Genomic DNA, 13,864 nt, shown 5'->3' with positions numbered 1-13,864 from the left:
CTAATACTGTTTTTATTATGGCATCAATAGCATCACAAAAGACAGGACTAAAAACTTATAATTTAGAATTACATGGTGTAAGAGTAAATTTAACGATTATTAATCTACAACAGAAACAATTTAAGCATTTATTGATAATTAATTTAAAGACTCTAGTGAGTTAGCCTTTATAACTTGCGGTGCCCTAGTGTTTAACAATATGTTTTCTGCTGGAGTATTTCCGTTATCTTTTTCCGTTAACATTAAGTCTGAAATCGGCATGTTCGGCATATATCCCAAATTAGCGCTTTTTAGTAACTCTCTAATACTGTTCAATTCCTCCGCTTCGATAAACCCATCAAGCTTAGTTAATAAAGCGGACAACTCCTGAGACGTTAATTTAATTTCTTGCGCGACACCAATTCTTGGATGAGGAGTTGATATTACATCACCATCTATCAACAACTCTTCAAATAACTTCTCTCCCTGTCTTAAACCTGAAAAAGTCACTTTAATGTCACCAGATATTTGATTAGGAAGCCTTTCTTTAAAACCCATAAGGTGAATCATTTTTATCGCTAAATCTAGAATTCGAACTGGCTCCCCCATATCAAGTACATAAACATCCCCTCCTTCTGCCATTGCACCGGCCTGTATCACTAAGGAGGCAGCTTCAGGAATAGTCATAAAGTATCTTGTCATTTGTGGATGAGTAACCGTTACTGGGCCACCTTGTTCAATTTGATGCTTGAATAAGGGAACCACTGACCCCGACGACCCCAACACATTACCAAATCGCACCATACTAAAGACTGTTTTATGTTCTGGTGATTCATAAACTAAATCATTTAAAGATTGCAAAATGAGCTCCGCAATCCGTTTAGACGCCCCCATTATATTTGTCGGTCGAACCGCTTTGTCTGTAGAAACTAATATAAAGTGTTCAACATTATGATTCAGTGCAGCTTCAGCAACGTGTTGAGTCCCCCAAATATTGTTCCTTAAACAATTGGCAATATTAAGCTCAGTTAATGGCACATGTTTGTATGCAGCTGCGTGATATATAGTGTTAACATTAAATCGGTCAATTACTTTGTTAACTAATGATTTATCACACACTGAACCTAGTATAGGGGTGACTTCCAATAAAGGATTTACGTGCTTTAACTCTTTCTCTATTGCATATAAATTATACTCACTCATCTCAAACAGAATAATCTGAGATGGCTGTGAATTAACTATTTGACGGCACAACTCTGAGCCTATTGAGCCACCAGCACCAGTTACTAGTACCGTTTTTTCTTTAATACAAATACCCAGTAGGCTAGGCTTCGGTGTTACGGCTTCCCTTCCTAGTAAGTCTTCAACAGCAATTGTACGTAAATCATCCACTTTAAATTTACCGTTAACAATATCTGCACTACTTGGCACTTTTAATACTTGAATTTCGTAACGTGATAGTTGTTCAATTATTTTCTTTGTTTCATCTACGTTTGCATCCGGTATAGCCAGTAATATTTTGCTGACCCCTTTTACTTCAATCAAAGAAGCGATATGTTCTGTAGAATAAACAGGCACGTTACCGATATGCCGCCCTACAAGGTTTTTATTATCATCAATATACCCAACAGGCAAGAATTCGCTAGCATGTTGCAATGAAAGACATAGTTGACGCGCAGTTATGCCTGCACCATAAATAATGACAGGAGCTTTATCTACGAAATGTTGGTCTTGAAGAATGGCACGAATAGTAAGGCGAGATGTAGCTACAAATATTAAAACAAAAGCAAAATAAAGTATTGGTATAGAGCGAGGTAATGCGGCGTCTAATATGAAGCCTGTCAACATTAGAATAATCGCAGATACGAAACTAGAAAATATAATATTTGAAATCGCTTTGGCATCAATATATCTGATAATTGCTCTATACAAGCCAAGCTTAGCCCATATAACAATTGTCAAAAGGGTTGATAAAGCTAGCGTGAGTAAGAGGGGAAAAGCTAACCAACTGATGAAGTCTTCACCCAGACGAACAATTAATGATAAGAAAAAAGCACTAATAATAAAAAGTACATCTACACTAATCGTGACGATCCGCTTTGCGATACGTGGTATTTCGAAAAACCTGAACAACAAACTACTCATGCTATAAAACCAACTACATATTATTATTCTTACATCCGTGCAATTTTGTTTCTAATTGAATTTTTTATGCTATTTAGTCATGCATTACCAAATAAGGCATAACTCACACCACTTTTATTTTGCATTGATTGATAGTGAGGATATAAAGCAATAACTGTTTAATAAAAGTACGGGCAGCGCAGTGTAACGGTTATTAAATAACAATACTAGCTTCCCGTATAAGTTAAGTTATTTTATCTATATATTAATCAACAGCTTGACTGAGTACATTGCTAATAGCTTTGCAATACTGATCAATATTGTCCTTAGTCAAACTTGGATGCACTAAAAACATCAAACTTGTTTCACCTAACACTTTAGCGTTTTTCAATGCCTGTTGTGGTTTGTACGCTTTCTCATCAAATGCATTTTCCAAATAGACTTCCGAACATGAACCTTGCATGCACGGTACCCCCATCTCATTTAATGCTTTAACAATCTTGTCACGACTCCAACTATGTTTGAGCTTTTGCGGTTCTACGAAAGCATACAACTTGTAATAAGCGTGCTCAATATCAGATAAAACATTGGGCACCCTAATAATATTAAACGTTGATAATGTGGATATAATTTGACTCGCATACTGGCGTCTTTTAGCTGTCCATGATGGCATCTGTGTTAGCTGAAAGCGCCCAATTGCTGATTGAATTTCAGTAAGTCGGAAATTAGAGCCAAAGCTATTATGAAGCCAACGAAATCCATCAGGGTGTTTGGTATGATAAACGGCATCATAGCATTTACCATGGTCTTTATAAGACCACATTTTTTTCCATAGCTGCTCGCAATTTGTGGTAACCATACCGCCTTCACCACCCGTAGTCATGATTTTATCTTGGCAAAAAGACCAAGCCGCAACATGTCCTAAACTACCTACTGGGCGGCCTTTATATTTTGCTCCATGAGCTTGCGCACAATCTTCAATAACAAAGCAGTTATGTTGTTCAGCGAGTTCATTAATTGGATCCATATCACACGGCATGCCTGCTAAATGTACACACATTATTGCTTTCGTTTTTGGAGTGAGTACTTCTAGAATGGTGTCGACAGTAATATTTTGGCTGTTAAGATCAACATCAGCAAATACTGGTGTCGCCCCCACATTAATAATAGAACTGACTGACGCAATAAAGGTTCTTGAAGTCACAATGACTTCATCTCCTTTTCCAATACCTAAACCAATTAATGCTAGATCTAATGCAAGAGTTCCGTTTGCAACTGCAATAGCAAAACGGGTATCAGCAAACTCAGCAAATTCTTTTTCAAATAACCGCCCCTCCTGCCCTGTCCAGTAGTTTACTTTGTTAGAAAGTAACACTTTAGCAGCGATATCTGCTTCTTCTTGTGAAAAATGTGGCCAGCTGGGAAATGATGTATTAAGCATTATGCACTACTCTAATCAGGAATTTTTATTTGAAATAGAAACAGCTGGACAACCCACAACTGTTTGGTAGGGCTTAACTGAGTCAATGACTGTAGCGCCAGCCCCTACGATAACGCCTTTACCGACAAAGACATTTTGGATAATTGTGGCACCAATACCCACCCAACTTAACGTTGAGATTGTAACGCCGCCAGCCAAATTTACACCAGGACTTATATGGCAGAAGGATTCAATATTGCAGTCGTGATCGACTGTTGCGCCTGTGTTGATTATTACCCCCTCACCAATAGTAACGTAAGGATTAATGCAAGCTTTTGCGACAACTAACGCTCCTTGCTCTATAGTCGCATATTGGCTTACATAGGCATGTTTTGAAATAAGGCTAATCACTTCAAATCCAGCTTGAATAAATTGCTCAGACTTTTGTTTGCGTAACTTATTATCTCCAATTGCAATAAACACATGTTTAAAGCGTTCTTTGTATGATAAAAGTTCGTCATCATTACCTATAACAGGCCATGTTCCACAAGCCTTCAATTCAGGATAGTTATAATCAAAAAAATAAACATCCCAACCATTTTGTTCGGCAATTTCGCCAGCAACTTTACCGTGCCCACCGGCACCAACGATAGCTAACCTCAACTTGATTTACTGCCAGTAAACTTTTCAATAGTAGCGTGATTATTAGCTGAGATACCTTCTCTATAGAAAACCTTCTTTGCTGTTTTAAATATTATTTTAAGATCCAGCCAAAAAGAATTGTTATTAACATACCAAACGTCGTGCGCGAACTTTTCTTCCCAACTAATCGCATTACGTCCATTAATTTGTGCCCAACCTGTCAAGCCTGGCATGACCTCATGCCTTCTAATTTGCACATCGTTATATAACGGTAAATACTCAACCAATAACGGTCTCGGGCCAACAAAGCTCATTTCGCCTTTCAAAATATTATAGAGTTCTGGTAATTCATCTAGGCTAGTTGCCCTCATAAACCGTCCAAACGGCGTTAAGCGCTCACTATCACTTAATGACTCACCCTTTTTTTGTGCCTTCATCGTTCTAAACTTGTACATTGTAAAAACTTTATTGTTTTTACCAATTCGTTTTTGCATAAAAAATACAGGCCTACCTAACATTACCAAAATGAGTACTGAGATACTCAATAATATTGGAATAAATGCGAGTAGCAGGACAAATGAACTTAAAAAATCAAAAATGCGTTTTAACACCTATTACACCTATTACACATAAAAAGTTTATTCGTTAGATAGTTTATTCGTTTGTTGCTCAGTAAATAATCTGCTGTATATTATTAATCACGTTCACATCATAAAGGGAAAAGTGTATATTTAAAATATGGACTTAAGCTTAACGTCTCGGGTTACGCTATATTCCATTAATATTGTAATCAATATGACTTAAGTAGTGACTTACGCTTATTAGTGCGGAAGTCTGTTTATTGACTTAGCAAAGAAAGCTATCAAATTACAAAATGCAGTATCTGAATATCAACAAGTTCAACCATCTATTGACAACAATGGTTTTGTTTATAGCGGGTAGTGCATCTGCAAAAGCACTTCCTATCATAGTCGGGGCAGTGACCGCATTAAAACTCTCAAGTTTAGACTACTCTATTTTTATTTCTTTTTTACTCTTAGCAAACCTACTATCCAGCGTATCAGTTTTAGGCTGCACACCTCAAATCATATCGTTAAATGAACCTCATGCCCATTCACAATTCAATGAAATATTAACTTCGGGTCTAACTTGCTTTACCTTAGCCTGCCTAATAAGCCTTGGAGTTTATTATTTATTACCTAATGCTATTGTTGGTTTTAACAACTTCTCTCCCTTCGTTGTAATCATATATTCTCTTGGCCAGTTTTTTATACATGCGTTCACATCTAAGCTAAATAACAAACAGCGACATACTGAGGCTTCTATGGCGTGGCTCACCTTTGCAGTATTGTCTCTTATTAACCTAACAGTATGGTACTTTTTATTAGATACGCTTAAACAACTGCTTATTCTTTTAAGTATATGCTCAGTGGCGTCTGGAGTAGTAGCTTATGTAATACTAAGTAAATCGGAGGAAAGTATCTTCCTAAATTTAAATTGTTTTAAATTTAAATGGGGTACGCTTGGGAACACCTGTTTAATATCTATATTCGGTTTATCCATTTCAGGAGTACTTTTCTTTCTTCAAAATAACGTTTTAAAATATAACGCAGTTGACGGTGCAACATTTTCATTTATGTACCAAATATTCTCTCTTATTATTTTTATTCCTTCCGTTCTAGGCGGAATAGTGGTTCCTAAATTAATACGAACTGGCCACTCAAATATGGTGTATTTATATTACATAATAATAGCAGTAATTCTTACGCAAACCTTTTTACTAGCCTACCCTCAAGTTGCTTCTTACTTTAATTTACCAAGCTTTGAAGCTATCAAGCATGAGTTACTTGTATTCACTATAGTTTGCATATTATCCTCAACTAATGCATTTTCAAATCAGCAGATCGTTGCTTCCAAAAACTTTTTTGTACTAACAAAATTTGCTTTAATCTTTGCAACCACTGCATTAGTCACTTTTCTTCTCAATCCACCTTCTTTGCTTTCAGCTTGGACGGCTCTCGGTATCGCATATATTTTCGGCTCTATATATATGTGCACCAACATCTACTTTAGAGGGAAGCTACGTGAACAACACCGTTAATTGGTTAGCAAATCCACATAGCCCACATGTAAGACACTGGGTTGATATTTGCCAAAAAATTGAAGATATAAACATTGTTATTTGGCATATTCATCATAAAAAACAGCCATGCCATTTTACAGCTAATAATGTACAAATGAAGTGTATTGTCCCAAGCTGGTTAAAGTTCCTACCGGAGTCATTTCAGTACATTCTGCTAGGTCTACAACTAAGAGTAACTAAAAACCAAAACCTAATTCATGCACATAACACCAGTGGCTACGGTATCGCTGCATTATTATCAGGGTTTAGGTTTGGTGTGACAACATATGGTAGTGAAATTTTCAGCGCTCAAAACAAAAGCTATCTATATAAACTTATTCTTCAAAGAGTCCTTAAATCTGCCAGTTTTATTACCTCGACATCGAGCACTATGACCTCTTCACTTAACAATATTTTTCATATTCCAAATAAACAAATAAGTACATTTTCTTTAGGAGTTGCCTCTACATTTCACTTTAGTCATATTGAAAGAGCAAAGGTCCGAAACGCATTAAAGTTAGATAGTCACGATAAATTGTTTGTTATTAATCGAAGAGTGACGCCACTATATCGCACCGAGCAAGTATTAAGATGCTTTATGAAAGCCTTCAAAGGTGAATCACGATTTAAGCTACTTGTATTAGCTGGCGATGCAGACCCTGATTACCTAGCTCTGCTCAGAAATAAATATCAAAATAACGAAATTACTTTCAAATGTGAATTTTTATCTCAAGAAGAACTTTCAAGTATTTTATCTGCAAGTGACTTCTTTATTTCAACACCAAAGTCTGATCAGCTGAGCTCCGCAATATTAGAGGGAATTACCTGTGAAAGTGTCCCTATTCTCTCTAATTTAGCGTCATACGCTCCAGTAAAAAAAGCCTCCTTCCTGGTCGACAATAACAATTTTGAACCTTCACTCACAACGACATTTTTAAAGCTGTATAAATTATCACCCGAAGAATATAGTGAGACTTTATCAAACTGCCGCGAGTTGCAAGTACAGTTTAACATCGCACATGCGGCTAATAGCTATAGGCATATACTTTTAAATTATGCATAAGCCAGCATCTAAATACCTCTCATTTGTTATTGGGATCAGCCTCTGCCTACCTATTTCAATTAGAGTTGGTAGCTTAGGTAGTAAGCCCATGGATATGATCATTTCTGACTTTTATCCCTTCATACTTCTTCCATTCTTTTTTCTTTATGGTTTAAAAATCAAATCTAAGGCTATTTTTCTCCTCCCTCTAGTTGCAATTGGATATTATTTGGGAATAGCTATTGTTGCATCGTTTACGGAGTATGGTTCTATAGGTAACTTAGCCTCGTCTTTACGCTTCTCTAAACAATTTTTGCTCATCCCATGTGGCGCATTACTTTTTACACTTTATGGGTGGCGGGGGGTTAAAAGCTTCTCCTCGAGTATTATATTCATACTCTGTGCAATTTTACTTAGTGACTTAATTTACGGTTCATGGCCAAGAGGATGCGGCTATGAGGGCAGATGGGGGGGGTGCCTGGCAAAATTTGAAGTTTACGGCTTTCCGAATTCATCAACATCTTACATTGTACTTTTAAGCTTAACATTAATTCTTTTTCATCATGTAAAACTCATTTCTACAAAACTATTGACGTTAGCATTACTCATCTCTGCTTTTATAGCTCTATTAAGCATCTCACGTTCAGCTTGGGTTTTCATTACTACTGGGCTATTTTTTACTTTCTTGGTATCTATTAATATTAAAAGGAAAGTACTCTACCTATATATCTTATCTATTTTAATAATATTGCTATTTGCTTTTGATTGGAACCTACCTATCAATACGAGCTTGTTTGATGGCGTATTAAATAAATTTAACTACTACACTGCTGGAAATGAAATAACATCTGGTAGAACTGATATATGGCTTGCTGCAGCAAGTTTAATATTACACAGCCCACTATTCGGCTTTGGATTTAATTATTTCTCTATCTACATGCCTCAATTCGATACGCCCCACCAACAATATCTCGAATTACTGTTTAAAAGTGGCATAATAGGGTTCTCTATATACATGTATTGTATATATCTGTTTTGCATTAAATTCAAACAGCTTTGTTTTAACCATCAAGTAGATATTAAACTATACAAATTAATGCTTATGAGTGTATTACTCCCCTTACTTATCAATGGGTTATTTCAACCTATTTTTAGTTATTCACTCATGGGTAATTTTTTTATGTTTGCTCTAGGCTTCGCGATTGAAGCAACAAAATCCATTGAGGAATTATGAAACAAGTATTACAAGACCTAAAAAATGGTGACACTTTTTTGGTAAATACCCCTTTGCCTATAGTAAATAAAAATGATGTACTCATAAGTACACATAAGTCTTTAATATCTGTCGGCACAGAAAAAATGCTCGTTAACTTTGGTAAAGCTAACCTTGTAGAAAAAGCTCTTCAACAACCAGATAAAGTAAAAATGGTTATCGATAAAATTAGAACCGATGGAGTTCTAAGTACTGTTAGCGCGCTTAATTCAAAATTATCACAACCTATCCCTTTAGGGTACAGTAACGTTGGGCGTGTAATTGATATAGGTTCTAATGTTACGCATGTAAGCATTGGTGATAGGGTTGTCTCAAACGGTTCTCACGCTGATATTGTACGTGTGAATAAGAATTTATGTGCCAAGGTGCCTAAAAATGTGACTGACCAGCAAGCTGCTTTCACTGTTCCGGCAAGTATCGGATTACAAGGCGTGAGATTGGCAGCACCAACCTTAGGTGAATGTTTTGTGGTAATAGGCGCTGGTTTAATTGGCTTACTGACCATTCAATTACTTATCGCAAACGGATGCAGAGTATTAGCTGTAGACTTTGATGAAGATAAACTTAAACTAGCAGCAAAATTCGGCGCTGAATCTTTTAACGCGAATAACAGTGAGGAGTTGATTAGCACCGCGCTGAGATTTAGTAGAAGTAATGGTGTTGACGGTGTAATAATTACTGCCTCCACAACTTCAAGCGATCCAATTTCTCAAGCGGCGAATATTTCAAGAAAACGTGGTAGGATTATACTAGTAGGTGTCACAGGCCTCACACTAAACCGTGCGGAGTTCTACGAAAAAGAGCTCACCTTTCAGGTCTCTTGCTCATATGGACCAGGTAGATATGACTCAAGTTATGAGGTAGATGGGAATGATTATCCAATTGGCTTCGTAAGATGGACAGAGCAGAGAAATTTTGAAGCCATACTCGACATGATCGCGACAAATAAAGTAGATCCATCCCCAATTGTAAGCCACTCATTTAAACTAGATGAAGTAGTAAAAGCTTACGACACATTAACCACATCTCCAGCACCTTTAGGTGTAATACTTGAATATCAGAGCAAAAAAGAACTTGAAACCAAAACAAAAGTTGAGATCACCCCTTCTAAAATATTAAGTTCTGAAAGTTGTGATAATGTAACAATTGGCTTAATTGGCGCGGGTAATTACTCTTCTCGGGTGTTTATTCCAGCTTTAGCTAAAACACCTGCATTGCTGCACACATTAGTTTCATCAGGGGGAACAAACAGTGTCATTCATGGAAAAAAGTTTGGCTTTAATTTAGCGTCAACTTCAGTTGACGACATATTTGACGAAGCAGATATTAATACAGTTGCTATTACGACACGACATAACAGCCACGCAAATTTCGTGATTCAATCTTTAAATAGCGGTAAGCATACTTTTGTTGAAAAGCCTCTGGCACTTACTCATACGGAATTAGAAGATATCAAAAAAGCGTATGAGGCTGCTAAAATAAAGGTACCTCATTTACAGCTGATGGTAGGGTTCAATCGCCGCTTTTCTCCACTTGTTGTTAAAATGAAATCTCTTCTCGAAAATGTTAACGCCCCAAAATCATTTATTTTCACTGTTAATTCTGGGAGCCTCCCTCCTTCACATTGGACACAAGACATCCAAGTTGGAGGCGGCCGAATTATTGGTGAGGCCTGCCATTTCGTAGATTTAATGAGGCACCTATCGTCTAGTAAAATTACATCTGTGCAAGCAACCAAAATGTATGACTCATCCATTCCAAGTTACATTGAAGATGTTGCAACATTAAATATAACCTTCGCGGACGGCTCATTTGGCTCTATTCATTATTTGGCAAATGGAAGTAGCTCCTATCCCAAAGAACGCTTAGAAGTCTTCACATCAGGAAAAATCCTTCAGATTGATAATTTTAGAAAACTAAAAGGTTATGGATGGAAAGGCTTTAAAAGTACCACGCTATGGAAGCAAAATAAGGGACATAATGAATGTATTTCGTCGTTTATAACATCAATAAAGGCAAATAAAGCCGCACTTATTCCTTTTGATGAGCTCTATGAAGTAAGTAAGTTTACGATAGATGCTGCTGCACAGTTGCGCGATAAGTAAATGACGTTACTTAAGCATATAGATACCTTTTGGCGGCTTGGGTTTATAAACCTGCTGCGAGTCTTGATTTACAAGTTAAAAATTAAATACTGGAAATTATTTCCGCCAACAAAACCTAAACTTTCAACTTCTGATCTTTTTTTTCAAGAAGCAAGTGATATAGAACAAGCTAAAGCGGATAAAAGTTGGCTCAGTGGGCGCATGTATTTTGGATGGTACCAAGTAGAAAACCACTCGACACCAAATTGGTTTCAAAACGTATTTAATCAACAAGTAATGACTCATAATAATACCCCTTGGTGGTCAATTAGTGATTTTGATAACAATGTGGGGGATATAAAAACCGTTTGGGAATTATCACGCTTTGAATGGGTTGTAAAGTTCGCACAGCTAGTAAAAACAGGTAATAGTGAGGCATTAGATAAAATTAATAAATGGTTAAAAGATTGGTTGTGTAAAAACCCTCCTTACCTCGGACCAAACTGGAAGTGTGGGCAAGAAGCATCAATTAGAGTAATGCACTTGGCCGCAGCATCACTCATTATTAACAACTCCAAAACTGAACCAGCATTAATTGAGTTAATTCAGCTACACCTCAAGCGCATTTCAGTCACTATCGGTTACGCTCTTGCTCAAAATAATAATCACGGTACTTCAGAGGCTGCTGCGCTTTTCATTGGAGGATCATGGTTAGAGCGATATGGTATTAAAGAGGGACGATATTATTCTACTCTTGGACGAAAATGGCTCGAAGAAAGAGCTAACAAACTAATCGATGCGGATGGAGGCTTTAGCCAATACTCTACGAATTATCATCGTTTAATGCTAGATACATTTTGTCTTACTGAAGTTTGGAGAAAGCATTTGAATCTACATGCATTTTCTTCATCGCTTTATTTTAAGCTAGCTAAAGCTTCAGAGTGGCTATATGAGATGACTCAGCTTTCCACAGGTTTAACACCTAATTTAGGAGCAAATGATGGTGCTAAACTTTTACCTTTAACTTCGTGCGACTATCGAGATTATCGCCCTTCTTTACAATTATCGATGGCTTTATTTAATGACTCTCGAGCTATTGTTAAGAGTGGAGCTTGGGATGAGGTATTTGATTGGCTCAATATTACAAAACCTACAACACCAGCCCCCAAACAGCGAAGCACTTTATTCGAAAATGGAGGGTATGCAGTATTAAGGCTAGGCTCTGCATTTGTCTTATTGCGCTACCCAAAGTTTCACTTTAGACCAAGTCATTGTGATGCTTTACATGTTGACTTTTGGATTGACGGGGAAAACTTACTTAAAGATGCAGGTTCATATAGTTACAACTCTTCAGAAGACTTGCACCTTGAAAATACTGAACATCACAACACAATTCAGTTCGACAACACACAACAAATGCCCCGAATAAGCCGGTTTCTATTCGGAAACTGGCTAGAAAGTAAAAAGTCATCTGCATTACTGATAGAAAGTGATACAGCTTCATTTTCTGCATCGTATAAAAATAACAAACAACATTATCATTTACGTCAAGTTCAGTTATCAGAAGGGGGTTTACGTGTCATAGATAATGTCTCAGGGTTTAAAGATGAAGCAATCCTACGATGGCGACTTAGCAACTCTAATTGGAAGTTACATAAAAACACCTTGAGTGATGGCAAACACCTAATCAAAGTATCAGCAAACACATCTATAAAAAAAATGTCTCTAACCACTGGCTGGGAATCTCTTTATTACCTTAAGAAAAACAAAACCCCAGTGTTAGAAGTCACTGTTAGTAGCGCTTGCACAATAAAAACAGAGTATATATTCAAACTATGAAGTTAATCTATTTTCATCAACATTTCTCTACCCCATACGGCTCTACGGGAATACGCTCGTATGAAATGGCTAAAAAGCTCGTTAACTCTGGTCATCAAGTTACAATGGTTTGCGGTAGTTATTCGGGAGGTAACACTGGAATCACTAAGCGCTTTAAGAAAGGAGTTAGAAAAGGATCCATTGATGGCATTGATGTAATTGAGTTTGAGCTTTCTTACTCCAATAGTGATGGTTTTTTTAAGCGTTCAAGGACATTTATTAAGTTTGCATTAAAGAGCATTAAACTGGCACTAACAGAAAAGTATGACATTATTTTTGCAACATCAACCCCTTTAACCGCCGCAATTCCAGGTATTATAGCGTCGATATTCAGACAAAAAGAGTTTGTTTTCGAAGTTAGGGATCTTTGGCCTGAATTACCAAAAAAGATGGGGGTCATCAAAAATCCTATTATATTAACATTGCTAAAATTACTAGAGTTATTTGCTTATCGAATGGCTGACAGGTGCATTGGCCTATCACCAGGTATTGTTGAAGGAATAGCGAGCCGTGGCATTCCGCTAAACAAAATTAAGCTTATTTCGAATGGTTCAGATATCGAATTATTTAAAAATAAACATAACGGTGCTCGACCTAGCGGTGTCAAAGAAACAGATTTAATGGCTATTTTTGCTGGAACACATGGTATCGCAAATGGATTAGATAGCGTTTTAGATGTAGCAAAGGAGCTGCAGCTACAACAGGTTGATGACATAAAATTTGTACTTATAGGTCAAGGAAAGCTTAAGCCTGAATTAATAAAACGAGCCAAGCACATGAATCTCAACAATGTGATATTTTTGCCACCAGTTGATAAAGCTACTTTAGCGGCATTATTTTCCTCTGCTGATATAGGATTACAAATTTTAGCTAATGTGCCTGCATTCTATTATGGTACATCTCCCAACAAGTTTTTTGATTATATCTCTGCAAGCCTACCTGTATTAGTCAACTACCCTGGTTGGTTAGCTGACTTGATTCAACACCATAACTGTGGCTTTGTTGTGCCCCCGAATAGTACAGACATATTTGCTGAAAAATTAATTTTTGCTCTAGAATTAAAACAGAGGAATAGCTTAGCTAAATTTGGTTGTAACGCAAATAAGTTAGCAAAACAACAGTTTGATAGGACATTATTAGCTAATGAATGGGCTGAATGGGTAACAGCAGGTAAGAAATGAGCTCAAAATGTCACATACAATGAAGCTGTTTACAAATATAAATTAGTGTAAGGTGCTCAAGTGCTTTTACTATAGGCTCAACTGCAACTCATCGTAAACTACGATAACGTAATCAAGCC

10 protein-coding genes are annotated in these 13,864 nt (G+C 36.8%); 6 read left to right on the top strand and 4 right to left on the bottom strand.

The genetic code is table 11. The features are described 5' to 3' along the window. Positions 1 to 138 precede the first annotated feature (138 nt). From HUU81_RS05680 to HUU81_RS05665, 4 genes are all read right to left on the bottom strand, one after another. Positions 139 to 2,124, bottom strand: coding sequence for a polysaccharide biosynthesis protein (locus HUU81_RS05680; protein WP_199611294.1), 1,986 nt, complete (start codon positions 2,122 to 2,124; stop codon positions 139 to 141). 244 nt (positions 2,125 to 2,368) lie between these two features. Next, a complete protein-coding gene (locus HUU81_RS05675) occupies positions 2,369 to 3,544 on the bottom strand; it encodes a DegT/DnrJ/EryC1/StrS family aminotransferase (protein WP_199611293.1) in 1,176 nt (391 codons plus the stop codon). A gap of 15 nt (positions 3,545 to 3,559) precedes the next feature. Further along, positions 3,560 to 4,186: an acetyltransferase gene (locus tag HUU81_RS05670; protein WP_199611292.1), complete on the bottom strand. Its 627-nt coding sequence runs from the start codon at positions 4,184 to 4,186 to the stop codon at positions 3,560 to 3,562. Further along, complete coding sequence (locus HUU81_RS05665) at positions 4,183 to 4,776, bottom strand: sugar transferase (RefSeq protein WP_199611291.1); 594 nt, start codon at positions 4,774 to 4,776, stop codon at positions 4,183 to 4,185. Before HUU81_RS05665 ends, HUU81_RS05670 begins: the two co-directional genes overlap by 4 nt. Positions 4,777 to 5,075: 299 nt before the next feature. Here HUU81_RS05665 and HUU81_RS05660 point away from each other — a divergent pair, with 299 nt between their 5' ends. The 6 genes from HUU81_RS05660 to HUU81_RS05635 all read left to right on the top strand — a co-directional run bounded on the left by HUU81_RS05660 (position 5,076) and on the right by HUU81_RS05635 (position 13,745). Then, on the top strand, positions 5,076 to 6,266 hold the full coding sequence (locus HUU81_RS05660) for an MATE family efflux transporter (RefSeq protein WP_199611290.1): 1,191 nt from the start codon (positions 5,076 to 5,078) through the stop codon (positions 6,264 to 6,266). After that, complete coding sequence (locus tag HUU81_RS05655) at positions 6,250 to 7,350, top strand: glycosyltransferase (protein ID WP_199611289.1); 1,101 nt, start codon at positions 6,250 to 6,252, stop codon at positions 7,348 to 7,350. Before HUU81_RS05660 ends, HUU81_RS05655 begins: the two co-directional genes overlap by 17 nt. 88 nt (positions 7,351 to 7,438) lie before the next feature. After that, on the top strand, positions 7,439 to 8,563 hold the full coding sequence (locus HUU81_RS05650) for an O-antigen ligase family protein (protein ID WP_199611288.1): 1,125 nt from the start codon (positions 7,439 to 7,441) through the stop codon (positions 8,561 to 8,563). Beyond that, entirely contained in the window at positions 8,560 to 10,707 is a 2,148-nt protein-coding gene (locus tag HUU81_RS05645) for a bi-domain-containing oxidoreductase (protein ID WP_199611287.1), read from the top strand. The genes HUU81_RS05650 and HUU81_RS05645 overlap by 4 nt, the downstream gene beginning before the upstream one ends. Next, complete coding sequence (locus HUU81_RS05640; RefSeq protein ID WP_199611286.1) at positions 10,708 to 12,525, top strand: heparinase II/III family protein; 1,818 nt, start codon at positions 10,708 to 10,710, stop codon at positions 12,523 to 12,525. Then, positions 12,522 to 13,745 (top strand): glycosyltransferase family 4 protein, encoded by a 1,224-nt coding sequence (locus HUU81_RS05635; RefSeq protein WP_199611285.1) that lies wholly within the window; start codon positions 12,522 to 12,524, stop codon positions 13,743 to 13,745. The genes HUU81_RS05640 and HUU81_RS05635 overlap by 4 nt, the downstream gene beginning before the upstream one ends. Positions 13,746 to 13,864: the final 119 nt, after the last annotated feature.

It is taken from the genome of Flocculibacter collagenilyticus (assembly GCF_016469335.1).
Taxonomy (GTDB): domain Bacteria; phylum Pseudomonadota; class Gammaproteobacteria; order Enterobacterales; family Alteromonadaceae; genus Flocculibacter; species Flocculibacter collagenilyticus.
Note: the sequence above shows the minus strand (reverse complement) of the source record. Positions and strands in the feature narration are given on the sequence as shown.

What these genes read in the sequence shown, in the direction of transcription:
- HUU81_RS05675 (WP_199611293.1), bottom strand. Translation starts at nt 3,544, where the DNA reads ATGCTTAATACATCATTTCCCAGCTGGCCACATTTTTCACAAGAAGAA.
- HUU81_RS05650 (WP_199611288.1), top strand. Translation starts at nt 7,439, where the DNA reads ATGGATATGATCATTTCTGACTTTTATCCCTTCATACTTCTTCCATTC.
- HUU81_RS05635 (WP_199611285.1), top strand. Translation starts at nt 12,522, where the DNA reads ATGAAGTTAATCTATTTTCATCAACATTTCTCTACCCCATACGGCTCT.
- HUU81_RS05640 (WP_199611286.1), top strand. Translation starts at nt 10,708, where the DNA reads ATGACGTTACTTAAGCATATAGATACCTTTTGGCGGCTTGGGTTTATA.
- HUU81_RS05645 (WP_199611287.1), top strand. Translation starts at nt 8,560, where the DNA reads ATGAAACAAGTATTACAAGACCTAAAAAATGGTGACACTTTTTTGGTA.
- HUU81_RS05680 (WP_199611294.1), bottom strand. Translation starts at nt 2,124, where the DNA reads ATGAGTAGTTTGTTGTTCAGGTTTTTCGAAATACCACGTATCGCAAAG.